This window comes from Ruegeria sp. BHSC043 (assembly GCF_059612985.1).
In genome coordinates this window covers 309,420-334,579 of sequence record NZ_JBXWRS010000001.1, presented here as the reverse complement: position 1 = coordinate 334,579, position 25,160 = coordinate 309,420, and the positions used below count along the sequence as shown (strand labels likewise).

22 protein-coding genes are annotated in these 25,160 nt (G+C 66.2%); 10 read left to right on the top strand and 12 right to left on the bottom strand.

Going from position 1 to position 25,160, the window contains the following annotated elements:
• Positions 1–71 precede the first annotated feature (71 nt).
• On the top strand, positions 72–2,522 hold the full coding sequence (gene hrpB / locus AC2FMM_RS01610; protein ID WP_496795613.1) for an ATP-dependent helicase HrpB: 2,451 nt from the start codon (positions 72–74) through the stop codon (positions 2,520–2,522).
• 70 nt (positions 2,523–2,592) lie between these two features.
• A complete protein-coding gene (locus AC2FMM_RS01605) occupies positions 2,593–3,048 on the top strand; it encodes an NUDIX hydrolase (RefSeq protein WP_496795612.1) in 456 nt (151 codons plus the stop codon).
• Here AC2FMM_RS01605 and AC2FMM_RS01600 read toward each other — a convergent pair.
• From AC2FMM_RS01600 to AC2FMM_RS01590, 3 genes are all read right to left on the bottom strand, one after another.
• On the bottom strand, positions 3,045–4,040 hold the full coding sequence (locus tag AC2FMM_RS01600) for a 2-dehydropantoate 2-reductase (RefSeq protein ID WP_496795611.1): 996 nt from the start codon (positions 4,038–4,040) through the stop codon (positions 3,045–3,047). The genes AC2FMM_RS01605 and AC2FMM_RS01600 overlap by 4 nt on opposite strands.
• Positions 4,041–4,118: 78 nt before the next feature.
• Positions 4,119–5,081, bottom strand: coding sequence for a pirin family protein (locus AC2FMM_RS01595; protein WP_170417657.1), 963 nt, complete (start codon positions 5,079–5,081; stop codon positions 4,119–4,121).
• Between the two features lie 102 nt (positions 5,082–5,183).
• A complete protein-coding gene (locus AC2FMM_RS01590) occupies positions 5,184–6,026 on the bottom strand; it encodes a phytanoyl-CoA dioxygenase family protein (protein ID WP_496795610.1) in 843 nt (280 codons plus the stop codon).
• A gap of 206 nt (positions 6,027–6,232) precedes the next feature.
• On the opposite strand from AC2FMM_RS01590, the gene AC2FMM_RS01585 reads away from it, so the two are divergent.
• On the top strand, positions 6,233–6,721 hold the full coding sequence (locus tag AC2FMM_RS01585; RefSeq protein WP_496743177.1) for a twin-arginine translocation pathway signal: 489 nt from the start codon (positions 6,233–6,235) through the stop codon (positions 6,719–6,721).
• Between the two features lie 35 nt (positions 6,722–6,756).
• The gene (locus tag AC2FMM_RS01580; protein ID WP_496795609.1) at positions 6,757–7,332 is read left to right on the top strand and encodes a ferric reductase-like transmembrane domain-containing protein; all 576 of its coding nucleotides are present in this window, start codon (positions 6,757–6,759) and stop codon (positions 7,330–7,332) included.
• A 14-nt stretch (positions 7,333–7,346) separates the two neighbouring features.
• Here AC2FMM_RS01580 and AC2FMM_RS01575 read toward each other — a convergent pair whose 3' ends face one another.
• The 3 genes from AC2FMM_RS01575 to AC2FMM_RS01565 all read right to left on the bottom strand — a co-directional run bounded on the left by AC2FMM_RS01575 (position 7,347) and on the right by AC2FMM_RS01565 (position 9,930).
• Complete coding sequence (locus AC2FMM_RS01575) at positions 7,347–7,691, bottom strand: 5-carboxymethyl-2-hydroxymuconate Delta-isomerase (protein ID WP_496795608.1); 345 nt, start codon at positions 7,689–7,691, stop codon at positions 7,347–7,349.
• A 56-nt stretch (positions 7,692–7,747) separates the two neighbouring features.
• Positions 7,748–8,674 (bottom strand): ornithine carbamoyltransferase, encoded by a 927-nt coding sequence (gene argF / locus AC2FMM_RS01570; protein WP_149775691.1) that lies wholly within the window; start codon positions 8,672–8,674, stop codon positions 7,748–7,750.
• A 68-nt stretch (positions 8,675–8,742) separates the two neighbouring features.
• On the bottom strand, positions 8,743–9,930 hold the full coding sequence (locus tag AC2FMM_RS01565) for an aspartate aminotransferase family protein (protein WP_496684128.1): 1,188 nt from the start codon (positions 9,928–9,930) through the stop codon (positions 8,743–8,745).
• A gap of 295 nt (positions 9,931–10,225) precedes the next feature.
• Between AC2FMM_RS01565 and AC2FMM_RS01560 the strand changes: the two genes are divergently transcribed.
• Positions 10,226–11,116 (top strand): DMT family transporter, encoded by an 891-nt coding sequence (locus tag AC2FMM_RS01560; protein WP_496795607.1) that lies wholly within the window; start codon positions 10,226–10,228, stop codon positions 11,114–11,116.
• Here AC2FMM_RS01560 and AC2FMM_RS01555 read toward each other — a convergent pair.
• Positions 11,106–11,909 carry an ABC transporter permease gene (locus AC2FMM_RS01555; protein WP_496684134.1) on the bottom strand — a complete coding sequence of 268 codons (804 nt, stop codon included), beginning with the start codon at positions 11,907–11,909 and terminating at the stop codon, positions 11,106–11,108. The two genes, AC2FMM_RS01560 and AC2FMM_RS01555, sit on opposite strands and share 11 nt — an antisense overlap.
• Before the next feature lie 126 nt (positions 11,910–12,035).
• Between AC2FMM_RS01555 and AC2FMM_RS01550 the strand changes: the two genes are divergently transcribed.
• Complete coding sequence (locus AC2FMM_RS01550) at positions 12,036–12,614, top strand: GcrA family cell cycle regulator (RefSeq protein ID WP_496688466.1); 579 nt, start codon at positions 12,036–12,038, stop codon at positions 12,612–12,614.
• A 6-nt stretch (positions 12,615–12,620) separates the two neighbouring features.
• The gene (locus AC2FMM_RS01545) at positions 12,621–13,265 is read left to right on the top strand and encodes an NUDIX hydrolase (RefSeq protein ID WP_496795606.1); all 645 of its coding nucleotides are present in this window, start codon (positions 12,621–12,623) and stop codon (positions 13,263–13,265) included.
• A gap of 3 nt (positions 13,266–13,268) precedes the next feature.
• On the opposite strand, the gene AC2FMM_RS01540 is transcribed toward AC2FMM_RS01545, so the two are convergent.
• Together AC2FMM_RS01540 and AC2FMM_RS01535 are read right to left on the bottom strand one after the other, a co-directional pair.
• The gene (locus AC2FMM_RS01540; protein ID WP_496713422.1) at positions 13,269–14,348 is read right to left on the bottom strand and encodes a T6SS phospholipase effector Tle1-like catalytic domain-containing protein; all 1,080 of its coding nucleotides are present in this window, start codon (positions 14,346–14,348) and stop codon (positions 13,269–13,271) included.
• Complete coding sequence (locus tag AC2FMM_RS01535) at positions 14,326–16,617, bottom strand: xanthine dehydrogenase family protein molybdopterin-binding subunit (protein ID WP_496795605.1); 2,292 nt, start codon at positions 16,615–16,617, stop codon at positions 14,326–14,328. The genes AC2FMM_RS01540 and AC2FMM_RS01535 overlap by 23 nt, the downstream gene beginning before the upstream one ends.
• A gap of 145 nt (positions 16,618–16,762) precedes the next feature.
• Between AC2FMM_RS01535 and AC2FMM_RS01530 the strand changes: the two genes are divergently transcribed.
• Together AC2FMM_RS01530 and AC2FMM_RS01525 are read left to right on the top strand one after the other, a co-directional pair.
• Positions 16,763–19,924: a valine--tRNA ligase gene (locus tag AC2FMM_RS01530; RefSeq protein WP_496795604.1), complete on the top strand. Its 3,162-nt coding sequence runs from the start codon at positions 16,763–16,765 to the stop codon at positions 19,922–19,924.
• Between the two features lie 148 nt (positions 19,925–20,072).
• Positions 20,073–21,218, top strand: a complete 1,146-nt coding sequence (locus AC2FMM_RS01525) for a benzoate/H(+) symporter BenE family transporter (RefSeq protein ID WP_496795603.1) — start codon at positions 20,073–20,075, stop codon at positions 21,216–21,218.
• Between the two features lie 27 nt (positions 21,219–21,245).
• Here AC2FMM_RS01525 and AC2FMM_RS01520 read toward each other — a convergent pair whose 3' ends face one another.
• Complete coding sequence (locus tag AC2FMM_RS01520) at positions 21,246–22,028, bottom strand: crotonase/enoyl-CoA hydratase family protein (RefSeq protein WP_496688455.1); 783 nt, start codon at positions 22,026–22,028, stop codon at positions 21,246–21,248.
• A 144-nt stretch (positions 22,029–22,172) separates the two neighbouring features.
• Between AC2FMM_RS01520 and AC2FMM_RS01515 the strand changes: the two genes are divergently transcribed.
• Positions 22,173–23,282 (top strand): pyridoxal phosphate-dependent aminotransferase, encoded by a 1,110-nt coding sequence (locus AC2FMM_RS01515; protein WP_496795602.1) that lies wholly within the window; start codon positions 22,173–22,175, stop codon positions 23,280–23,282.
• On the opposite strand, the gene AC2FMM_RS01510 is transcribed toward AC2FMM_RS01515, so the two are convergent.
• Both AC2FMM_RS01510 and eda read right to left on the bottom strand, forming a co-directional pair.
• Positions 23,279–24,469 carry a pyridoxal-phosphate-dependent aminotransferase family protein gene (locus AC2FMM_RS01510; RefSeq protein ID WP_496795601.1) on the bottom strand — a complete coding sequence of 397 codons (1,191 nt, stop codon included), beginning with the start codon at positions 24,467–24,469 and terminating at the stop codon, positions 23,279–23,281. The genes AC2FMM_RS01515 and AC2FMM_RS01510 overlap by 4 nt on opposite strands.
• Positions 24,470–24,521: 52 nt before the next feature.
• Positions 24,522–25,157: a bifunctional 4-hydroxy-2-oxoglutarate aldolase/2-dehydro-3-deoxy-phosphogluconate aldolase gene (eda, locus tag AC2FMM_RS01505; protein ID WP_496688450.1), complete on the bottom strand. Its 636-nt coding sequence runs from the start codon at positions 25,155–25,157 to the stop codon at positions 24,522–24,524.
• Between the last annotated feature and the right edge of the window lie 3 nt (positions 25,158–25,160).

Below are 25,160 nucleotides of genomic sequence, written 5' to 3'. Positions count from 1 at the left end.
CCAGTACCGCCGCGCGCGGGATTTGACGCAGGCGTTCTGGACCTTGGACGGGGCTTTGGCGATAAGGCGGCATGACCCGTCTACCGATCGACGATGCCCTGCCCGACCTGATCGCCGCGCTGCGCGCGCGCGGCCGCGCAGTGCTGCAGGCTCCGCCCGGGGCCGGCAAGACCACGCGCGTGCCGCTGGCGATGCGCGACGCCGGCCTGTGCGACGGGCGGATCGTGATGCTGGAACCGCGGCGGCTGGCCGCCCGCGCCGCCGCCGAACGCATGGCCGAGACACTGGGCGAACGCGCGGGCCAGACCGTCGGCTATCGCGTGCGGGGCGAGGCGAAAGTGTCGAAAGCCACCCGGATCGAGGTGGTGACCGAAGGCATCCTGACCCGGATGCTGCAATCCGAACCCGACCTGCCCGGCGTTGGGGCGGTGATCTTCGACGAATTCCACGAACGCTCTTTGAACGCCGATCTGGGGCTGGCCCTGTGCCTTGAAGTCGCCGGCGCGCTGCGCGACGACCTGATCCTGCTGGCGATGTCAGCCACGCTGGATGCCGATCCGGTGGCGCGGTTGATGGACGCGCAGCTGGTGACATCCGAAGGGCGCAGTTTCCCGGTTGAGACCCGCTGGCTGGACCGCCCGCTGGGCCCGCAGGCGCGGCGGCTGGACGCGTTGGTCGATCTGGTGGTACAGGCCGAGCGCGAGACCCGCGCCACCGGCGGCGGCATTCTGGTGTTCCTGCCCGGCGAGGGCGAGATCCGCCGGGCCGAGGCCGCGCTGGCCGGGCGGCTGCCCGGCGATTGCGCGATCCGGCCGTTGTTCGGCGCCCTGCCCTTTGCCACCCAGCGCGCCGCCCTTGCGCCGGCCGAGGCCGGGCGCAAGGTGGTGTTGGCCACCTCGATCGCCGAGACCTCGCTGACCATTCCGGACATCCGGGTGGTAGTGGACATGGGACAGGCCCGCCGCGCGCGGTTCGATCCGGGCTCGGGCATGTCGCGGCTGGTGACCGAGCGCGTCACCCGCGCCGAGGCGACCCAACGCGCGGGCCGCGCGGGCCGCGTGGCCGAAGGGCTGTGCTTTCGCCTGTGGTCCAAGGGTGAGGAAGGCGCCCTGCCCGCCTTTCCACCCGCCGAGATCGAGGCCGCCGACCTGACCGGACTTGCGCTGGAACTGGCCCTGTGGGGGGCCGAGCCGCAGGATCTGGCCTTTCTGACACCACCGCCCGAGGGGGCGCTGGCCGAGGCGCGCGCGCTGCTGCGGATGCTGGGCGCGTTGGACGGCAAGGGCCGTATCACCGAACATGGCCGCGCACTGGCTGGCCTGCCGCTGCATCCGCGGCTAGGGCACATGCTGGTCACGGCCGGCGCGCAGGCCGCCCCGCTTGCCGCCCTGATGGCCGAGCGCGACCCTTTGAAGGGCGCGCCGGTGGATCTGTCGCTGCGGCTCGAGGCGCTGCGCGATCCGCGCGCCTACCAGCGCAACCGGGTCTGGCCCGCCAATCCCGGCGTTCTGGACCGGATCCGGTCCGAGGCGAAGCGGCTGCACGGCCAGATCAAGACTGAAGGCGACCCGCTGGGCCCGGCGGCGATGGCCGCGCTGGCCTATCCCGACCGGGTCGGGCAGAGGCGCAAGGGCGACGCGCCGCGCTATGTGCTGTCGGGCGGCAAGGGCGTGGTGATGGACCCCGGCGACCCGATGGCCGCAGCGCCGTACCTTGTGGCGATCGACACTGACGGCAACTCGCGCGAGGCCCGGCTGCGCATGGCCGCGCAGATCACCGAAGCCGAGATCCGCGCGTTGTTCGCCGACCAGATCGAATGGGTCGAGACCTGCGCTTGGTCGAAACGGGACCGCCGAGTGGTGGCCCGGCGGCAGGAGCGGTTCGGTGCGCTGGTGCTCGATGACCGGATCTGGAAGGACGTGTCCGACGAGTCCGCGGCCCGCGCGATGCTGGACGGCGTGCGCGAACTGGGCCTGAGGCTGGAGGGCAAGGCTGCGCGACTGGCCGCGCGGGTCGAGCTGGTGCGGGCGGCAGGCGTCGACCTGCCCGATTTCTCGGAAAGCGGGCTGATGGCAACGCTCGAGGACTGGCTGCTGCCGATGCTGACCGGCGTGCGCAGCGCCGAGGATTGGAAACGGTTCGACCTGCTGCCCGCCCTTCAGGCGCGGCTGAGTTGGGACCAGATGCAGGAACTGGACCGCCGCGCGCCCCCGGCCTTTGTCACGCCACTGGGGCGCAAGGTCCCGATCGACTATGGCAAAGCGGTGCCCGAGATCGCGGTCCGCCTGCAGGAGATGTTCGGGGTCACCCAGCACCCGATGGTGGGGGGCGAGCCGCTGAAGGTCACCCTTCTGTCCCCCGCGCAGCGCCCGATCCAGATCACCCGCGACCTGCCGGGGTTCTGGGCCGGGTCCTATGCAGATGTACGCAAGGACATGCGCGCGCAATACCCCAAGCACCCCTGGCCCGAGGACCCGACCCAGGCCGACCCGACCCTGCGGGCCAAACGCAGGGGTGCTTGAATACCATCTGTCAGGTTGATATCTCTCGCCGTCCTGAAGGCAGAACAACAAAAAACGGCAGGCACCCGCAATGACATGGCTGCAAAAATTCTGGGAGGGGGTCCTGAAACCCCTGTTTCAGCGTCCGCGCCTCGTGCAGTTCGCGGCGCTGTGTACCCGTGGCGATGGCCCCGATACGCAGGTGCTAATGGTCACCAGTCGCGCCACCGGGCGGTGGATCATCCCCAAGGGCTGGCCGATTGACGGGCTGAACGGGGCCGAGGCCGCAGCGCAGGAGGCCTGGGAAGAGGCCGGCGTGCGCAACGCCGAGGTCGATCCGGAGCCGGTCGGCAGCTATTGCTACGGCAAGGTCCGCAAAAGCGGCGCGATCGATCCGGTTTGCACCACGGTCTATCGGCTGCGGGTCACCGATCTGGCCGATGAATTTCCCGAAATGCACGAACGCACCCGCGAATGGGTCTCGCCGCAAGAGGCGTCCGAACGCGTCCACGAACCGGAGCTGAAAAAGCTGCTGTTGCGGATCTAACCAACGGCAGAGCGCAGCCCGGCACGAATCTGGTCGGGGGTCAGCGGACCCGTATCGCCCTGCGTGATCAGCTCTGCCACCAGGTCGCAGATCGGGGTCGGCGCGCCGGTTTCGCGGCCCAAGCGGATGATCTCGCCCTGCAGGCTGTCGATTTCGGTCGGGCGACCGGCATCCAGATCATAGGCCATCGAGGTGCGCGCGGCGGGGTCGATCGTCAGCATCCGCGCCGCGATGCGCGAAAACAGCGGCGTGGGCAGGCGCAGGATATGCGGCGTCATCGAGGCCGGCAGCGGCGTGGTAGAGGCCACGGGGCGCCCGGAGGCGGCCAGAACCGCCAGCGCCTCGGCCATCTGGTCAGCCATCAAGCGGCGCCAGTCGCGGTTCAACAGCTGCTCGCGCAGGGTCAGACCCGACAGCGCGTTCAGCGCATTGTTGAGGTTGATGACCAGCTTGCCCCATTGCACTGCGTCGACCCCGTCGGTTTCGGTGACGGGCAGATCGGGCGTGGACAGGCGGCGGGCCAGCGCGCCGGGACCGGACTCGATCACGATGTCGCCGGATGTCGCGCGATGCCAGGTGGCCGGACCGGCAGGCACCACGTTGAACGGCACCATCCCGGCGCGCACGTCCCGTCCGGGCAGCGCGGTGCGCAGGGTGCGGGCGTTTTCCATCCCGTTCTGCCACGAAATGACCGGGGCCGCGGCCGGGGTGTACGCGGCGATCAGGCCGGCCATTTCGACGGTGGCGCCGGTTTTCACTGTGACCAGAACCAGATCGGCGTCGGACAGACAGGCAGGGTCTTCAGAAAGGGTCAGACGGTCGGCAGGGATCGTTTTGCGCAGGCCCGAATAGTCGGTCGCGGTCAGCCCGTTCTGCCGGATCGAGTCCAGCACCCGCGCCCGGCCCAGCAGGGTTACGCGGTGGCCGGCATCGGCCAGCATCCCCCCGCAATAGCATCCGATGCTGCCCGCGCCCGCGATCACCAGTCTCATGCCGTCCCCTTCCCGTTTGCCGCTAAGGATCGCCGGGATCCCTTGGGCAGGCAAGCCGGGCGGGCGCTGACGTGACGTTCAGCGCGCGCGCCGGGGCTTGGTGCGTTCCAGTTCCGGGGTAATCGGAATGAACTCGTCCTCGTCCCCCGGCGGCAGGTGGAAGGCGCCGTTGGCCCAATCGGCGGATTTCCATTCGCGGATCGCCGTTTCGATCTTGTCCTTCGAGGAAGAAACGAAGTTCCACCAGATATACCGATCCTCATTCATCGTGGCTCCGCCCAGCAGCATCAGCCGCGCCCCCGCCGGCCCGGCAGTCACCGACAGGCGGTCACCCGGGCGGAAGACCATCATGCGGCCTTCCTCGAACCGGTCACCCGCGATCTCGACCGAGCCTTGGGTGACGTAGACGCCCCGATCCTCGTGATCGTCGGGCAACGGGAAGGCGGCGCCGGGGTCCAGTTGCACGTCCAGATAGAAGGTTTCCGACAGCATCGTGACCGGGCTGGTTTCCCCATAGGCCGAGCCGAGGATCAGCCGGGCGCTGACACCGGCATCCTGGATATGTGGCAACGCGGCCTGCTTGTGATGTTCGAAATCGGGGGCCATGTCTTCGTGCGCTTCGGGCAGCGCGATCCAGGTCTGGATGCCGAACAGGCTGTGCCGCTTGGCGCGGGTTTCGGCGCTGGTGCGTTCGGAATGGGTGACGCCGCGGCCCGCGACCATCCAGTTGACCTCGCCGGGATAGATCATCTGATGGGTTCCGAGGCTGTCGCGATGTTCAAATTCGCCCTGGTACAGATAAGTAACGGTGCCCAGCCCGATATGCGGATGCGGGCGTACGTCGATGCCGCCATCGGTGATGAACTCGGCCGGTCCCATCTGGTCGAAAAAGATGAAGGGCCCCACCAACTGGCGCTTGACCGAGGGCAGCGCGCGGCGCACTTCGAACCCGCCCAGATCGCGGGCGCGCGGGATGATCAGGGTTTCCAGCGCCGAACCTTCGCTGACGCATTCGGGGCTGTGGGTGGGGTTCCAGCTCATGTCGGCCTCCAATCCAGTGCGGCGGGATGTTCACTCTTGCCAATCTAGCGCAAAATACCGGCGGACAAAGTGCATCTGCGCACAGATAGGCTGCAGCCCGGATCAGCCCTGTGCGCGGGGCCAGAGCTGCGGGAAGAACGGGCCGGCGATCCGGTCGCCCTCGGCATAGCCGGCGGCCTCAAACTGCGCCCGCTCCTCCTTGGCCCAATCGCCGCGATACCGGATCACCCCGTCCGGCCCGGTCATGCGCAGGGTGAAGCGGCGCACGGTTTCCGTGGGCGTGACCGAGGACAGCCCCCCGTGCAGCGTGCGCATGTCGAAATAGATGCAGTCGCCCAGATCCATGTCCCATTGCAGCAGGTCATAAGCGCCGGGATCGGCATTCACGTCTGGTGGCGGGTGATAGGTGCGGCCTGCAACCTGCGTGGGTTCGTAACTGGGGTGCCCGTCGGCAAAGCGTACCCGCATGAACAGCTTGTCCCACAGGTGCGAGCCGCGCACGAAAGCGATCCCGTTGTTCTTGCTGACCGGTTCAAGCGGCAGCCACAGCACGCACATCGAGCCTTCAAAATCGAAATAGGACAGGTCCTGATGGAATGGCGGGCGCGAGGTCGATCCGGCCTCGCGCAGGAACCAGTTGTCCATCACCAGATTGATCGGCGCGGCGCCCAGCAATTCGGAAGCTATCGGCGCGCAGGGCGAGTTGCGGACGAATTCCTCGAACTGGGGGATCTTGCTCCAGGCCCAGTAATCCTCAAGATAGGCAGGCGCGTCCGGGTCCTTGGTGTGGCGGGTGAAGTTCTCGGTCGGGGTCTCCAGATCAGCGTCAATGCCCGCGCGCAGCAACTCAAGCCAGTCTGCGCTGAATTTCTGGCGCAGCACCACCGCACCATCGCAGCGGAAGGCGGCGATTTCATCCTTTGTCAGCAGGTTGGCATCTGTCATCGGCTTCCCCCCTTGGTGGCGCAAAGAAAAGGATCGCACCCGAATGGCGCAGGCGTCAAAGATTATTGCCGCCTTGGTCCATTCCATGCGCTTTCGTCCGCCGGTTGGCCGGTTTTTGCCCGGAACGCTCGGAATGAGCCGCGATCGTGCTATTCTTCCTCTGTGGCGGTTGGAACAGCTGCCGGGTCAGCACAGGAGAGGTTTAGATGCCCGGAGATTCACTGAACCGAAGAACCATGTTGGTGGCCGGTACCGCACTGGTCGCCACGGCCGGCAGCGGCCTGATCCTGCCCGCGCGGGCTGAGGGCCTGGCCCCCACTCCGTCGATGCGGGGCGGATCGAACAACTATCGCCCGGGCGCGCCGATCGTCGACCGGATCGGCGGCGGCGGCTTCTGGATGACCGGCACAGTACGGCGGGCCGGCGACGGCGCGCCCCTGCCAGGTCAGCGCATCCAGATCTGGGCGCATACCACCGAAGGCCACGAGCGCGATCCTCAGAGCCACGGCGCCACCCTGACCGATGCGAACGGAGAATTCCGGCTGGAGATGCCGCAGATCGTGCCCGCCTTTGGTCAGCCGCACGGACATCTGGCCTATGACAGCGGCGAATTCGAGACCGTGTTCCTGCGCCCGATCATGTCCAGTGCGCGCGACAAGACCCTCGCCGCGCATTTCGTTCTGCAACCGGTCTGAACCAGGTGCCACGCCCGGGCGTCCTCGCGGGTTGGTTGGCGCTGATCACCGCCGTTGCGGTGCCTGTGGTGGTGGCGGGGTTCAGCCCGTATCTGGCATGGCGCAGCCCGATCTACATCGCAGCAGGCTTTGCCGGGATCATCGGGTTGGGATTGCTTCTGGTACAGCCCCTGCTGGCCGCGCGCGTGTTGCCGGGGCTGACGGCGATGAGCAGCCGAATGGTGCACCGCTGGGTCGGGATCACCCTGATCGCCATGATTGTCCTGCACGTCGGCGGGCTGTGGGTCACCAGCCCCCCGGATGTGGTGGATGCCCTGCTTTTCCGGTCGCCTACCCCTTTCTCGGCCTGGGGCGTGGTGGCCATGTTGGCAGCGTTCGCCGCCGTGGCGCTGGCCGCGCTGCGCAGCCGGCTGGGATGGCGGTTCCGCCTTTGGCGGTTGGCCCATACCAGTCTTGCGCTGGTGACCATTCTAGGCACCGTCGTACATGCCCTGCTGATCGAGGGCGCAATGGAAACCGTCACCAAGGCCGCATTGTGTGGGCTTGTATTGTTCGCCTGCGTCGGGGCCTTGATCAGATTGCAGGTCTGGGACGTGAAACCGCGAGTTTAGACGGCAGGCGCAGCTCAGGTCGCCAGGCGCTTTGCATAGGTGGCGCGGTTCATCTCTACATCCCGCACCGTGATGCTGCCGACCGCCGGTGCAGCGGCGGCCAGAAAATCCAGAATGATTGCGTTCAGTTCGGTTCGCGTCGGCTCGTCCCGGCCCTGCATCAGGAATAGAGTGGCATGAATGAACGTCTGCGGCTCGGTCCCGATGTGGGAATACGGGATCGGCATCGCGCGAATTTTGAGCGTTGGTGCGTCAAATTCCTCATGCGTGGCGAGGACCTTATAGAGATCTTCGCATATGGCTTGAAAATCATGCGATTGCTCAAGCCCGGCTGAAAATTCCAGGACGACGTGCGGCATGGGAGCCTCCAGAATTGAAAGAGAACCAGCGGCTCCCATAGAATTTCTAAGGGGCTTCAGACACCCAAACACCAGCGCATCACCGCCTTCTGCGCGTGCAGTCGGTTTTCGGCCTCGTCAAAGATCACCGAGTTCGGCCCGTCCATCACCTCGGAGGTCGCTTCCTCCTCGCGGTGGGCGGGCAGGCAGTGCATGAACAGCGCATCGGGTTTGGCGTGGGACATGAGTTCCGCGTTGACCTGATAGGGCCGCAGCAGGTTGTGGCGGCGCTCCTTGGCCGACTGCGAGTCGTGCATCGAAACCCAGGTGTCGGCCACGACAAGATCGGCGCCTTCGACGGCCTTGTATGGGTCGCGCTCGATCACGATTTTCGAGCCCTTCTGGCGGGCGAAACCCATGAACTCTTCCTCGGGGTCGAACTGGGCCGGGCCGGTAAAGGTCAGGTCAAAACCGAACTGGCCCGCCGCGTGCAGGAACGAGGCACAGACATTGTTGCCGTCACCCGTCCAGACCACCTTTTTCCCGGCGATGGGGCCGCGGTGTTCCTCGTAGGTCAGCACGTCGGCCATGATCTGGCAAGGATGGGTGCGGTCGGTCAGGCCATTGATCACCGGCACGTCCGAGTATTCGGCCATCTCGGTCAGGATGGTTTCGTCGAAGGTGCGGATCATGATCATGTCGACATAGCGCGACAGCACGCGGGCGGTGTCGGCGATAGTCTCGCCATGGCCCAGCTGCATGTCCTTGCCCGACAGCACCATGGTTTGCCCGCCCATCTGGCGCACGCCCACATCGAACGAAACGCGGGTCCGGGTCGAGGGTTTTTCGAAAATCAGCGCCACCATGCGGCCGGCCAGCGGCTGTTCGTCGTCGGGTGCGGCCTTGGGACGGCCCAACCGGGCCTGCTTCATCGCGCCGGCTTGGTCGATCATCGACCGCAGCGCGGCGGCGTCGGTTTTGTGGATATCAAGGAAATGGTTCATGTCGGTTCGCTTTTTCACTGTCGGTTGCCGGGGGGCGTCGCCCCCGGCGCATTCGGGAATAGGGGGCGTCAGGCCGAGGCGAGTTGGCTTTGAACCTGCCGGGCGGCTTTCTCGAGGCGGATCTGGGCCTGGGCAATGTCATCCTCGGTCAGGGTCAGCGGCGGCAGCAGGCGGATCACGTTGTCGGCCGCGGGCACAGTGATGACTTCGTTGTCATAACCGGCCGTGACCACGTCGGCGTTGGGCGCCTTGCATTTCAAACCCAGCATCAGGCCGGATCCGCGGACCTCTTCGAACACGTCGGGGTGATCGGCGACAAGGCCCTCGAGCTTTTGGCGCAACAGCCCCGCCTTGCGGTTGACGCCGTCCAGGAAGGCCGGTGTCGCCACATGGTCCAGAACCGCGCAGCCCACCGCGCAGCCCAGCGGGTTGCCGCCATAGGTCGACCCATGGGTGCCCGCGGTCATGCCGCTGGCGGCCGCTTCGGTGGCCAGCACCGCACCCAGTGGAAAGCCCCCGCCGATGCCCTTGGCCACCATCATGATGTCGGGCGTAATGCCCGCCCATTCATGGGCAAAGAGTTTCCCGGTGCGGCCGACGCCGCACTGCACCTCGTCAAGGATCAGCAGCAGCCCGTTGTCGTCGCAGATCTGGCGCAGGGCCTTGAGCTCGACATCGGGGACGGGGCGGATACCGCCCTCGCCCTGGATCGGCTCGATCATGATCGCGGCGGTTTTGTCGCTGATCGCGTTGGTCACGCCGTCCAGATCGCCGAAGGCGACATGTACGAACCCGGGCAGCAGCGGGCCGAACCCCTTGGTCATCTTCTCGGACCCGGCCGCGGCGATGCCCGCCGAGGACCGGCCGTGGAAAGACCCCTCGAACGTGATGATCTCGACCTTTTCCGGCTGACACTTGTCGTGGAAATGCTTGCGGGCCATCTTGACCGCCAGTTCGCAGGACTCGGTGCCCGAATTGGTGAAGAACACAGTGTCGGCGAAGGTCAGATCCACCAGCTTGTCGGCCAGCGCCTGCTGTTGCGGAATCTGGTACAGGTTCGACACGTGCCACAGCGCATGCGCCTGCTCGGTCAAGGCATTGACCAGGGCCGGGTGGGCATGGCCCAGCGCGTTCACAGCGATACCCGCGCCCAGGTCAAGGAAACGTCGGCCGTCCGCCTCGGTCAGCCAAGCGCCTTCGCCCTTAACGAAGGTCAGCGGAGCACGATTGTAGGTCGGCAGAACGGACGGGATCATCGGATCATCCTTTTTGGAAAACTTGAACCCAGTGACTGAAACACTGAGACCGGGTTCGTCAACAGATTTGGTGAGAGATGCGCGGATTTGGGTCGCGCGCGCAGGATCAAACGGGCCGGTTACGCGGTGATGCGTCGGCGTCGGAGCGGCAGGATATGCACGGTTTTGATCATGGGTGCTCGTATAGCGGGACCGTCACGATGTGAAAAGCCGAAATCGCGACGACAGCTGAATTTGTTGGAACCGTGGGCGTTTGGGGCTTGTCATTCGGGCCGCTCTGCCGCACCGCTGGGCCATGTTCACGCCCAAGGCTCACAACCCGGCATTGGCCGCCGGTCTGATCTTTTGCGCCAGCGCCTTCATCGCGGGCACCACGCTGCTGGCCAAGGCGCTGGGAACAGATACGCTGGGCCCGCCGCTGCATCCGCTGCAGATCAGTCACGGGCGGTTCCTGTTTGCCTTCGTCGCAATTGCGGCCACCGTCGCGGTATTGCGCCCCCGGCTGCGGCGACCGCATTGGGGGCTGCATCTGGGCCGCACCAGTTTCGGCTGGGCGGGGATTTCGCTGATGTTCGCCTCGGTCGCCTACATTCCGATTGCCGATGCCACCGCGATATCTTTCCTGAACCCGGTATTCGCGATGGTGCTGGCCATCCCGCTGTTGAAAGAGGGCGTCGGCCCCTGGCGCTGGCTGGCCGCAGCGGTGGCGTTGGCGGGCGCGTTGATCTTGCTGCGCCCGACGCCCGCAAGCTTTCAGCCCGCCGCCCTGCTGGCGCTGGGTGCGGCGGCTGTGATCGGAATGGAGCTGATCTTCATCAAGAAACTGTCGGGCCGCGAGGCGCCGATCCAGATCCTGCTGGTCAACAACGCGATGGGTGTGACTATCGCCACGGTCGCGGTGCTGGCGGTCTGGGCACCGCCTGCGTCCGCGCAATGGGCAGCGCTGGTCGGGATCGGGGTGCTGATGGCCTGTGCGCAGGCCTGTTTCGTCAACGGCATGGCGCGGGCCGATGCCTCGTTCGTGGCGCCGATCAGCTATGCCACGCTAATCTTTGCGGGCCTGTACGATTTTGCGGTGTTCGACGTGATCCCGGATGCGGTCAGCGTGACCGGGTCGGGCATCATCCTGACCGGAGCGCTGATCCTGGTGTGGCGCGAAGGTCGGGCGCGGCGGGTCAGGCCTTGAGCCGGTAGCCCGTGCGCAGCATCTGCCAAGTCACCGCACAGACGGCCAACGTGGCCCCGCCGCAGACGGCCAGCCCCAGCAGCGGCGAACTGTCCGACACGCCGATCATCCCGAACCGCAGCCCGTCGATCAGGTAGAACACTGGGTTGGCATGGCTGAGGCGGTTCAGCAGCGGCGGCAGCGCCTCGACCGAGTAGAAGGTGCCCGACAGGAAGGCCAGCGGGGTGACGATGAAGTTGGTGATGGCCGCCATCTGGTCGAACTTGTTGGCGAAGATGCCCGCAAACAGGCCCAGACCGCCCATGAACGCACCGCCCAGCACCACGAAGGCCAGCGCGATCAGCGGATGCGCCGGCACCAGCCCCAACACCAGCGCCAGGGCCGCGGCCACGACCAGCGCGATCAGCACGCCCCGCGCAATGCCGCCCGCCAGATAGCCCAGCAGGATTTCGAGCGGTGACAGCGGCGGCATCAGCGTGTCCACGATGTTACCCTGCACTTTGGAGATCACCATCGAGGACGAAGTGTTGGCAAAGGCGTTCTGAATCACCGTCATCATCATGATCCCGGGCGCCAGAAAGGTCAGAAAGGGCACGCCCATCACATCCGGCCGCCCCGGGCCGACAGCGATGTTGAAGATCAGCAGGAACAGGCCAGCAGTGACCAGCGGCGCCAGCAGGGTCTGCGTCCAGACCGCCAGAAAGCGCAGGGTTTCGCGCTGGGCCAGTGTCCACAACCCCATCCAGTTGACCGCTCCGAAACGGCGCATGTCCTGATCCGCGAGATTCTGCATTCCTGCCCCCAATCTGATTCGATGACCGCTTGTAACTCGGCCCGCAGTGATTAGAATAGGGCGCTGAGACGAATTCCGAAGGCGGCCCGTGACCGAGGCCGCTTTCCCGCTTTTGAAAGGCTACCCATGTCCTGGACAGACGAGCGCGTAGAACTGCTCAAGAAAATGTGGGGCGAAGGCCAGTCGGCCAGCCAGATCGCCAAGGAACTGGGCGGGGTCACCCGCAATGCGGTGATCGGCAAGGTCCATCGCCTGGGCCTGTCGAACCGGACCACCGGCGCCGCACCCGCCAAGGCCGAGCCCAAGGAAAAACCGGCCCCCGCGCCCAAGGCCGAAGCCAAGCCCAAACCCGCCCCCAAGACCGAGCCGGCCCGCCCCGCGGCAGCCGCACCGGCCGCCGAGGCAAAACCGGCCACGCCGCCGCGCCGCCAGATCATTCCGGCCGGCCAGCCGCTGCCGCCGCAGCCCTCGGCCAATGAAATCAGCCCCGAGGCGCTTGCCAAGGTCAACGAGGTTGAGAAGAAGGCCAAGAAGCTGTCTCTGATGGAACTGACCGAGAAGACCTGCAAATGGCCCGTGGGCGATCCGGCCACGGATGATTTCTGGTTCTGCGGTCTGCCGGCCGAGCCGGGCAAACCCTATTGCGAGGCGCATGTGGGTGTCGCCTTCCAACCCATGAGTGCGCGCCGCGACCGGCGTCGGTAATACCCGGTGCGCCGGGATCCGACCGCGACGGAGGATATCTGGCTGGCGCAGGCCAAACGATTGTTGGCGCTGGCCGAGACAGGCCAGCACTTTACCACCGACCCTTTCGACCGCGAGCGTTATGACGAGATCGCCGGTATCGCCCGCGCCATGCTGGCCGATCTGGGCCGGGTGCCCGTGTCGCGGATCGAGGGGCTGATACCGCCCCATGCAGGCGGATACGCCACCCCCAGCATCGACATCCGCGGCGCCGTGATCCAGAACGGCCACATCCTGCTGGTGCGCGAGCGCAGCGACGGGTTGTGGGCCATGCCGGGCGGGTTTGCAGATATCGGTAGCTCTCCGGCGGAGAACATCGAACGCGAGGTCTTTGAGGAAGCCGGGCTGCAGGTCAGGGCGCACAGCCTGTACGCCCTGCGCCACAAGGCGCGGCACCCCTACCCGGCGGATGCCCGCGATTTCTACAAGCTGTTCTTGCTGTGCGACCCAGAGTCCGGCACCGCGCCGCAGCCAGGCGCCGAAACCAGCGATGCGGGCTACTTCGCGCCCGATGCGCTGCCCGCCCTTTCGCAGGTGCGCAACCTCGAGGCGGATATCCACGCCGCCTTTGACGCGCATCGCTGTGCGCCCAGTCCGGCGAGTTTCGACTGAAACCTATTGCGCGGGGTGCGAATGCGGCCCGGCCGGCAGATGCACCCATTTCGGCAGCTCGTTGGGTGATACCGAGACATGCAGTCGTTCCGACGGGTCCTGCCCGACCAACCGGTGGCGGCGCAGCAGAAAGATCTTGCCCCACCCGCGCCAGGTGCCGACCGATGGCGCGTGCGGATCGGTGGGAAACCGGCTGCGCCAGCCCTCGGGCAGCGGCAAACCGTGCAATTCGGCCTTGTCCAGCATCCACACCAGCGAAATGTTGGCCAACGGCCGCGCCGGCTCGAACCCGCTGAGCTGCCCGCCCACGTCGCCATGGGTGCCACGGAACCAGACCTGTTCGACACGGCCCTTGAAGTCGGCGGTGTCCTGCCACAGGACCGGAGTGAACACTTCGCGCGTCTCATCCAGCGCCAGCGCGTGATAGCCGTTTCGGGTCGCCTGCCCCAGATGGTGATGATGGAAGGCGTGGCGCTCTTCGGCCAGGCGCCACAGCAGCGGCAGCCGCAGGCCCAGTGCCTTGACCGAGTCCCAGACGCCGATCATCTCGATCTCGACACCATCGTGACAATAAAGCCGCCGGAAATCCTGCGCGGCCTTGCCGCGCGGATTGTTCTCATAGTGGCGGTAGGCCTGCTTGATGTTGCGCTCGGTCGCGTGTTCGGGGCGCAGCAGCCCGATCATGTCGATCACGCCCGCCAGGCTGCGCACCCCATAGGCGCCGCGCGAATACCCGATCAAGTAAATCCGGTCGCCCGGCTTGTAGCGCGACGCCAGATAGCCATAGGCCCGGCGAATCTGCCGGTTGATCCCGCGTCCCATCATCACGTCCAACGTGGATTTCCAGCTGTCCCACTGGACACCGCCTTCGTAGAACACCGAGACGTTACCGCCCATCTCGCGGCACATCCGATAGGTCAGGCCGGCATGCGTTTCTCGGCCGGGTTCCAGCGTGGACATGGTGCCGTCAAGGATGATGACATGGCTGATCGGCTCGCGATGACGCGTTTCACCGGAATGTTCCGACCGCAGCGGGCGGCCAAGCCATCCGAGGAGTTTTCTACCGATCCACGTCAACTGCATCCGACAGCATTTCCCAAACCCTGCGAGGTGTAAAAGGCATGTCCGCCTGTCGCACCCCGTGATCCCACAGCGCGTCCTGAACTGCGTTTGCCACGGCCGCCAATGCGCCGACCGTGCCTGCCTCGCCACAGCCTTTCATTCCCATCGGGTTGGCCGTTGACGGAACCGGCGCCGAGGTAAACCTGATCATCGGCAGGTCGTCGGCGCGGGGCAAGGCGTAGTCCATGAAAGTAGCCGTCAGCAGTTGCCCTTCGGCATCATGCACAACGTGTTCGCACAGCGCCTGGCCGATACCCTGCGCCACCCCGCCATGCACCTGGCCTTCGGCCAGCATGGGGTTGATGAGGTTGCCGAAATCATCGACCACCGTATAGCGGTCGACCGATGTTGTGCCAGTTTCCGGGTCGATCACGATCTCGGCGACATGGGCGCCGTTGGGATAGCTGCGCGCCTCTAGCCGCGTGCGGGCCTCGTGCTGCAGCAGGTCGGTGCGGCCATCCGCGCGGGCCATTTCAGCCGCTTCGATCAGCGTGGGCGTCAGGTTCGACCCCGGCGCGCGAAAGGTTTCATGGTCGAAGGTCACATCGCTTTCCTCGACCCCCATTTTATCCGCCAGATAGGGCGTGAATGCGGCAATCATCTGGTCAATCGTGACCAGCGTCGCCGCGCTTTGGACCGTGACCGAGCGCGACCCGCCGGTGCCGCCGCCCTGCGCCATGCGGTCGCTGTCGCCCTGCACGACCCGGATCCGGTCGGCCGGGATCCCCGTCTGATCCGACAGGAACTGGGCATAGACCGTCTCGTGCCCCTGCCCGTTCGATTGCGTCCCGACATAAAGATTCACGGTTCCGTCCTGACAGAATTCGACTTTTGCGCCTTCGGAAGGGTCGCCCAGAATGCTTTCAATATAGTAACAAATCCCCTGCCCTCGGATCAGACCGCGTTCGGCGTCGGCGGCCTTGCGCGCGGCGAAACCGGCGGTCTGTTCGGCGGCGCGGGACAGGACCATGTCGAAATCGCCCACGTCATAGGTTTCACCTGTGGCCGAGACATAGGGAAAGGCGTCGGGCCTGATGAAATTGCGGCGGCGCAGCTCCCAAGGGTCGACGCCCAGCTCGCGCGCGGCGCGGTCCATCGCGCGTTCCAGCACATAGATCGCCTCGGGGCGGCCGGCACCGCGATAAGCGTCGACCTGGGTTGTGTTGGTATAGAACCCCTCGACCCGTAAATAGGTTTTCTGCACGTCATAGACGCCAGGCAGTACGCATTTGAACAGGTTGGTCTGGATCGCCTGGCCGAAATGGCTGTTGTAGGCGCCCAGGTTGCAGCGGCTATGCACCCGGTAGGCCGTGATGCGAAGATCCTCGTCAAAGGCCAGTTCGGCCAGCGAGGTCAGGTCGCGCCCGTGGTGGTCGGACAGCATCGCCTCGGTCCGGTCCGACATCCAGTGCACGGGCTGGCCCAGTTGCATCGCCGCTACCGCGACCGAGAAATACTCGGGATACGGCATCGCCTTCATGCCGAACCCGCCGCCCACGTCGGGCGTTGTGACATGGACCGCCTGCGGGTCCAGCCGCAGCTTGTCGGCCAACTGCGCCTTCATCCCCCAGACACCCTGCCCACCATAGCTGAAATGCAGCCGCCCGTCGGACCAGACCGCGTTGCAGCCGCGCGGCTCGATCGAGTTCACGATCACCCGGTTGTCGGCCACCTGCAGCGACACGACATGGGCGGCGGCGTCAAAGGCGGCCTGGGTCGCGGCCTCGTCGCCCACGGCCCAGTCAAAGGCGCGGTTGTCGGGCGCCTCGGGGTGCAGCGGCTCACCGCCCGGCGCAAGGTCCAGCTTGGCGGGGCGGTCGGCGGTGTCCATCCAGATCAGTTCGGCGGCGTCGCGGGCCTGCGCCAGCGTTTCGGCGACGACCATCGCCACCGGCTCGCCGACGAAGCGCACCCGGTCGCGGGCCAGCATGTGGCGCGGGGGATTGGCGGCGCGGGTGCAATCGCGGTTGACAAGGATCGTGGCGCTCAGCACCGGGTCGATTCCGGCGGCGATCAGGTCGTCGATGGTCAGCACCAGCCGCACGCCGGGCGCGGCGCGGGCGGCGTCAAGGTCAAGCCCGGTGATGTCGCCATGCGCCACCGGGCTGCGAAAGAACACTGCGTGCAGTGCGCCGGGTGGTACCGTATCGTCCATGTAGCGCCCCTGCCCGGTCAGGAACCGCTGATCCTCGGTCCGGGTGACCGGCTGGCTTTTGCCGAACTTTTCCATGACGCGCCCCTTTCGCTGCCTCAGACCGCGAGCCTAGCCGTGATGCGGCGGATGTCCAGTGCGCGGGGTGCTTGGCCCTTTCCCTTCCCGCCGCCATTCGCTATTGCAGGCGCTGACCCAAGATCGATGACGCAGGACGCACCCGATGGCGATGGACAAGACATTCAACGCGGCCGAGGCCGAGGCCCGGATCTACAAGGCCTGGGAAGAGGCTGGAGCCTTCAAGGCAGGCGCGAACAAGTCGCGCGACGAGAGCTTTTGCATCATGATCCCGCCGCCGAACGTGACCGGCGCGCTGCATGTGGGCCACGCGTTCAACAACACCCTGCAGGACATCCTGACCCGCTGGCACCGGATGCGCGGTTTTGACACGCTGTGGCAACCCGGCCAGGACCACGCCGGCATCGCCACCCAGATGCAGGTCGAAAAGAAGCTGATGGCCGAGGAAGGCAAAAAGCGCACCGACTACACGCGCGAGGAGTTCCTGGCCAAGGTCTGGGAGTGGAAGGGCCAGTACGGCGGCACCATCATCGAGCAGCTGAAACGCCTCGGCTCTTCGTGCGACTGGACGCGCAACGCCTTCACCATGGCCGGCGCGGCCGGCGACCCGCGCACGGGCCACGAAAACAGCCCCAACTTTCATGACGCGGTCATCAAGGTCTTTGTCGACATGTACGACAAGGGCCTGATCTACCGCGGCAAGCGGCTGGTCAACTGGGACCCGCATTTCGAGACCGCGATCTCGGACCTCGAGGTCGAGAATATCGAGGTCGCCGGCCATATGTGGCACTTCAAGTACCCGCTGGCCGGGGGCGAGACCTACACCTACGTCGAAAAGGACGAGGACGGGAACGTCATCCTCGAGGAAGAGCGCGACTATATCTCGATCGCCACGACCCGCCCCGAGACCATGCTGGGCGACGGCGCGGTTGCGGTGCACCCGTCGGACGAACGCTATGCGCCGATCGTCGGCAAGCTGTGCGAAATCCCGGTGGGCCCGAAAGAGCATCGCCGCCAGATCCCGATCATCACCGACGAATACCCCGACCCGAATTTCGGCTCGGGCGCGGTGAAGATCACCGGCGCGCATGACTTCAACGATTATCAGGTGGCCAAGCGCGGCAAAATCCCGATGTACCGCCTGATGGACACGCGCGGCCACATGCGGGCCGACGGCGCGCCCTACGCGGACGAAGCCGCCAAGGCCCAGCAATATGCGCGTGGGCGCGAATTCACCGAGAACGAGATCGACGCGATCAACCTGGTGCCCGACCATCTGCGCGGCCTGGACCGGTTCGAGGCGCGCGCCAAGGTGGTCGAAGAAATCACCGCCGAAGGTCTGGCCGTGATGACCCGCGCGGACGATCCGCGCCTGGGATCGACCGCGCTGAAACCCGATGCCGAGGGCGCCGACGCGCTGGTGCCGCTGGTCGAAAGCAAACCGATCATGCAGCCCTTCGGCGACCGCTCGAAGGTGGTGATCGAGCCGATGCTGACTGACCAGTGGTTCGTCGAGACGTCAAAGATCGTGGGCCCCGCGCTGGACGCGGTGCGCGACGACCGGGTCAAGATCATCCCGGAATCGGGCGAAAAGACCTATTACCACTGGCTGGAGAACATCGAGCCCTGGTGCATCAGCCGCCAGCTGTGGTGGGGGCATCAGATTCCGGTCTGGTACGGGCTGGACCTGTCGGCCGAGGATTTCAAGGATGACGAAAACGACGGCGAGCTGGACCTGGTCGAACTGGGCCGGCTGCTGAACGAAGGCGGCATGCTGCACCGGGGCGCGGTCATGGAGTGCGCCGCCAGCTTCGAGGACGTCACCGGAAAGTTCCTGGATGACAATGCCGACATTCCCAGCCCGCTCAGCCACGCCACGGTGATCGAGGTGGCCGACAAGCACGAGGCGATCCACCGGTTCGCCGAAAGCTTGGCGCAATACGCGATCGACCGCGATCCGACCAAGCTGGTCTATCCGGTCTGGCGCGACCCGGATGTGCTGGACACCTGGTTCTCGTCCGGCCTGTGGCCCATCGGCACACTGGGCTGGCCCGAACAGACCGAGGAGTTGGAGCGCTACTTCCCCACCGATGTCCTGATCACCGGGTTCGACATCCTGTTCTTCTGGGTCGCCCGGATGATGATGATGCAGCTGGCCGTGGTGAACGAAATCCCGTTCCACACTGTCTATCTGCACCAGCTCGTCCGCGACGAGAAGGGCAAGAAGATGTCCAAGACCACCGGCAACGTCATCGACCCGCTGGAAATCGTGGACGAGTTCGGCGCCGACGCGCTGCGCTTTACCAACGCCTCGATGGCAGCCATCGGCGGCGTGCTGAAACTGTCGCGCGAGCGCATCACCGGCTATCGCAACTTCGGCACCAAGCTGTGGAACGCCGTCCGGTTTGCCGAGATGAACGAGGTCTTCACCGACGCCGTGCCGCAACTTGACGTGGCCGACCTGCAGCCCAAGGCGGCCGTGAACCGCTGGATCATCGGCGAAACCGCCCGCGTGCGGGAAGAGGTCGACGCGGCGCTGGAGAGCTATCGCTTCAACGATGCCGCCAACGGGCTTTATGCCTTCGTGTGGGGCAAGGTCTGTGACTGGTACGTGGAACTGTCCAAACCGCTGCTGCAGGGCGACGATGCCGAGGCCCAGGCCGAGACCCGCGCCACCATGCGCTGGGTTCTGGATCAGTGCCTGATCCTGTTGCACCCGATCATGCCCTTCATCACCGAAGAGCTGTGGGGCCTGACCGGCACCCGCGCCAAGATGCTGGTGCATGCCGACTGGCCAACCTATGCCGCCGCGGATCTGGTCGATGCCGACGCGGATCGCGAGATGAACTGGGTGATCTCGGTGATCGAGAACACCCGCTCGGCCCGCGCCCAGATGCGCGTTCCGGCGGGCCTGTACGTTCCGATGCTGGTAACCGAGATCGACGCCCACGGCCAAGCCGCCTGGGACCGGAACGAGGCGCTGATCAAGCGGCTGGGTCGGATCGACAGCCTGACCAAGGCCGATACGCTGCCCAAGGGCACGATCTCGATCGCGGCGCCCGGCGCGTCCTTTGGCCTGCCGCTGGCCGACATCATCGACATCGGCGCCGAAAAGGAACGGCTGGAAAAAGCCAAGGGCAAACTGGCCAAGGAACTGGGCGGTCTGCGCGGGCGTCTCAACAACCCCAAATTCGTGGCCTCGGCCCCGGAAGAGGTGGTGGAAGAGGCCAAGGCCAACCTAGCCGCCCGCGAAGAGGAAGAGGCCCGCATCAACGAAGCGCTGGCCCGACTGGCCGAGATCGCCTGATCCGTCAGCCCCCGCACTCGCTCGAAGAAACCCCGCCGCACACGCCCGGCGGGGTTTTTTCCACCCACCCCTGTTCACCGGGCCAAACGGTTGCTAGCAATCTCGGGACCAATCCACCGAGGGCCCCATGTCCAGACCCTTTCCCCCGATGCAGACCGTTTCAACCGGGCTGGTCGTGGCCATAGTCGGCTTTTTCAGTTCGTTTCCGATTGTCCTGCAGGGACTGGACGCCATGGGTGCCTCGGGGCCGCAGGCGGCATCGGGGCTGATGATGGCCGCCCTTGCCATGGGGCTGGCTGCCATCCTGCTCAGCTTGTGGTACCGCCAACCGATCAGCGTAGCCTGGTCCACGCCCGGTGCGGCGCTGCTGGCGGTTTCGGCCGCGCCGGCTGCGGGATTCTCGGGTGCCACCGGCGCGTTCCTGTTTGCAGGTGCGCTGACCGTGTTGGCCGGGCTGTGGCGCCCTGTGGGGCGGTTGGCCGCGGCCATTCCCACCTCCTTGGCGCAGGCGATGCTGGGCGGGGTGCTGCTGCCGCTGTGCATCGTCCCGTTCAAGGCCGCGGTCGAGATCCCCTGGCAGGCCCTGCCGGTGATCCTGACCTGGTTCATCGCTGGACGCGTGCACAGACTGCTGGCGGTCCCCACCGCCGTTCTGGCCGCCGCGCTGGTCGTCGTTCTGTTTTCTGACGGCCCATCGGTCCGCCCCGACCACCTGCTGGCCGCGCCGGTCTGGACCACGCCCACCTTCTCGGTCCCGTCGATGATTGGCATCGGGGTGCCGCTATTCGTGGTCACGATGGCCACTCAGAACATCCCCGGCATCGCGGTCATGCGCAGCTTTGGCTATGCCCCGGTCGCAGGACGGCTGTTCTCGGCCGTGGGTGGGGCCAGCATCCTGTCGGCCTTCTTCGGCGCGCCTGCGACCTGCCTCGCGGCCATCACCGCCGCCATGTGTTCGAACGAGGACAGCCACCCCGACCGGGATCAGCGCTTTTGGTCTGCGGTCATGGCTGGGGTGTTCTATTGCCTGTTCGGGGTATTCGCTGTGGCCATCACCGGGTTTGCCGCCCATGCCGATCCGATGCTGATGGGCACGTTGACCGGCGTGGCATTGATCGGGGTCATGGCCAATGCCACCTTCGCCGCACTCGAGGTTCCGGCCGAGCGCGAAGCCGCGATCCTGACCTTTGCCATCACCGCCTCGGGCATCACCGTGTTCGGCCTGGGCGCGGCGGTCTGGGGTCTGCTGGCAGGCGGCATCGCCTATGGGGTGACGACGCGCCTGCGGGGCTGAGGCCTAACTGGCTGCGCCCCGCGAGCTCTATTTGAACTCGGGCTTGCGGCCCTGCATCTGGGCCATCACCACTTCCATCTGGTCGGGTTTGCCGATCAATTCGACCTGTTCGGCGGATTCGGCCAGCAGAACCTCGGCGCGCGACTTGCATTCGGCCACCTCGATCAGACGTTTCGCGGCGCGAATGGCCGAGGGGCTCTTGCCCGCAATATCCTCGGCCAGTGCGATGGCTTCGGTCAGCGGATCATCCGACAGGCTGGTGACCAACCCCCAATCGGCGGCTTGTGCAGCACCGATGGGCCGCGCGGTGTAGGTCAGCAGGCGCAGCACGTCCGACCGCACCAGTTTCGGCAACAGGACCATGCCGCCCATGTCGGGGATAATGCCCCATTTCATCTCCATCACGGCCAGCTTGGCGTCGGGATGGGCAATGCGGATATCGGCGCCCAGCGCGATCTGCAGGCCACCACCATAAGCCACGCCCTGAATGGCGCAGATCACCGGCACCGGCACGCGGCGCCAGACCAGCGCCAGTTCCTGCATCTCATTCGCATCGTCATGGCTGCGGGTCATCAGCCACTCGGTCGGGTCCTTGTGCGCCATGGTCGCGAAACTGGCCATGTCGAGCCCCGCGCAGAAGCTTTTGCCCTCGCCCGACAGCACCACGGCACGGGCGTCCGAGGCGGCGACCTCTTGCCCCGCTGCCAGGATCGCCTTGATCATCGCATCATCCAGCGCGTTCATCTTGTCGCCGCGGGTCAGGGTGACATGGGCGATGTGGTTCCTGTATTCGACTGATACGCGCGCCATCTGGGCCTCCGGGTTTGATGTTCCGGGCAAACCATGCCCCGAAACCCGCAGCCGACGCCAGCCCGACGTGAGGGCAGATCAGTGCGGACGCCCCGGCCCCATGCAAGGCTTGCCCCGGCCATGCCCTTGGGATTATCTGCGCCCATGACCGGACCCAGATACACCCCGCTTGCCCAATCCCTGCCTGCAACCGTGCCCTTCGTCGGCCCCGAGACGCAGGAGCGCCAGCGCGGTGCGCCCTTCGTGGCCCGGCTGGGCGCGAACGAGAGCGTGTTCGGCCCCTCGCCCCGCGCGATCGAGGCGATGCGTCAGGCCGCTGACGGCATCTGGATGTATGGCGACCCCGAGAACCACGATCTGCGCCATGCGCTGGCCGATCACCACGGGTTCAACCCCGACAACATCGTGGTCGGCGAAGGCATCGACGGGCTGCTGGGCTATCTGGTGCGCCTGATGGTCGGTCCGGGCGATGCGGTCGTGACCTCGGACGGGGCCTATCCGACCTTCAACTACCACGTTGCGGGATATGGCGGGTCGATCCACAAGGTGCCTTATGCCAACGATCACGAAGACCCGGCCGCCCTGTTCGCCAAGGCGGCCGAGGTCGGGGCCAAGCTGGTCTATCTGGCCAACCCGGACAACCCGATGGGCAGCTGGCACCGCGGCGCGGACATCGTCGCGGCGCTGGACGCCCTGCCGGACGGCTGTCTGCTGGTTTTGGACGAGGCTTACGTGGAATGTGCGCCTGACGGCACCGCCGCGCCGGTCGCGGCGGATGATCCGCGCGTGATCCGGATGCGCACCTTTTCCAAGGTTTACGGCATGGCCGGCGCGCGGGTCGGCTATGCGATCGGAGCGCCCGGGTTGATCTCGGCCTTCAACAAGGTGCGCAACCATTTCGGCATGAACCGCATGGCGCAGGCCGGGGCGCTGGCCGCCCTGCACGATCAAGACTGGCTGACGCAGGTACAGGCGCGGATAGTCTCGGCCCGCGACCGGATCGGAGCGATTGCGCGTGACAACGGGCTGAGCCCGCTGCCCTCGGCCACCAATTTCGTGGCAATCGACTGTGGGCACGACGGAGCATTTGCCAAGGCGGTGCTGGAGGCGCTGGTGGCGCAAGGGATCTTCGTGCGGATGCCATTTGCAGCCCCGCAGAACCGCTGCATCCGCGTCAGTTGCGGCACCGAAGCCGACCTGAACGCCTTTGCCGCCGCCCTGCCGCAGGCGCTGGCGGCAACGCGCAACGCCTAGCCCGCCAGAACCGCCGCCGCAGCCTCGAGCGCGCCGGACCCGCGCGGGATCTCCAACGCGGCCATGGCGGTTTCGATGCCGCCAAGCAGGCCCATGACCATGTGACCGTTCAGATGGCCCATGTGGCCCAGCCGGAAACACGCGTCCTCGTCCGCCATGCCCAGCCCGATACCCAAGGTCAGGCCCAAATGCCGCTCGGTATAGCTGCGTAGAGGCGCGCCGCGACCCTCGGTCAGGCGCAGGGCGGTGACGGCATGACTGCGATGCGTGCGATCACCAACGTTCAGGTGCAGCGCCCCGCCCTCGGCCCACCTCTCGCAGGCGGCCCAGACGGCCTGTGCCAGCCGCGCATGGCGGGCCCAGACCTGCTCAATCCCTTCGGCATGGATCAGATCCAGGGCGGCGCGCAGACCAAACAGGTGGTGGGTCGGCGCGGTGCCGCCGAAATACTGATAGAACCAGTCGGGCTCTGATCGTGGCTGCCAGTCCCAATAGCCCGAAACCCGCGGCATCGCGGCCCGTTTGGCCTTGGCCCGGTCGTTGAAGAAAACGAAGGACATGCCCGCCGGGGTCATCAGCCCCTTCTGGCAGGCGGTGACCATGACATCGACGCCCCAGTCATCCATCTCGAAACGGTCGCAGCCCAGCGAGGCGATGCAATCCGCCATCAGCAATGCCGGGTGGTTCAGATCGTCCAGCAGCGCCCGCAGCGCCGGAATGTCGTTGCGGATCGAGCTGGACGTGTCCACATGAACCGCCAGAACCGCCTTTATCCGGTGGTTGGCATCAGCCCGCAGGGTCTGTGCAATCCGGTCCATGTCCCACGGGTTGGAAGGGCCGAAATCGATCAGGTCGACCTTCACGCCCAGACGCTCGGCCATTTCCGCCCAGCCATGGGTGAACCGCCCCGAAGCCGGAGCCAGCACGGTTTCCCCTGGCGCCAGAACGTTGGACAGTGCCGCCTCCCACGCGCCGTGGCCGTTGGCGATGTAGATCGCCACCTCGTGCCGGGTACGGGCCACGCGGCGCAGGTCGGCCGTCAGGTCGGGCATCATCTCGACCAACTCGCCGGCGTAGATATTGGGCGACGGGCGGTGCATGGCCTGCAGCACCGCGTCCGGAATCACGGAAGGGCCCGGAATGGCCAGATAACTTCGCCCTTGGGCTAGGGACATATTGTCTGTCATGTGGATCAACCTGCCTGTTGTGGCGCCCACCCTAGCGCCGGGTCAGGCGAGGTCAATCCATCAGCGCGGCCGCCTCACGCGCGAGGGCTTCGATCCCCGCCCACTCGCCCTGCGCCACCATCTGTTTCGGCGCGACCCAGCTGCCGCCCGCACAGATCACATTGGGCAGGGACAGGTAGTCGCGCGCGTTGGCGGGCGAAACGCCGCCTGTCGGGCAAAAGGTGATCTGCGGCAGCGGCGCGCCGATCGCCTTGAGCGCAGGCGCCCCGCCCGAGGCTTCGGCCGGGAAGAATTTCAGCATGTCATAGCCCTGCTCGAGCAGGCGCATCGCCTCGGTCGCGGTGGCCGCGCCGGGCAGCAGCGGCAGGCCCTCGGCCTCACAGGCGGCGATCAGGGCATCAGTAGCACCGGGCGATACGCCGAATTGCGCGCCGGCTTCTTTCGCGGCGCGGACATCTTCGGGCGTGACCAGTGTGCCGGCCCCCACGACCCCGCCGGGCACCTGCGCCATGGCGCGGATCGCGTCCAGCGCGGCGGGCGTGCGCAAGGTCACCTCGAGCGCGGGCAAGCCACCGGCCACCAGTGCCTCGGCCAGCGGGCGGGCATGCGCGGCGTCATCGACGACCAGAACCGGGACGATGGGCGCCAATCCGCAGATCTCGCGGGTGCGTTGGGTTTTTGCGGACATAGG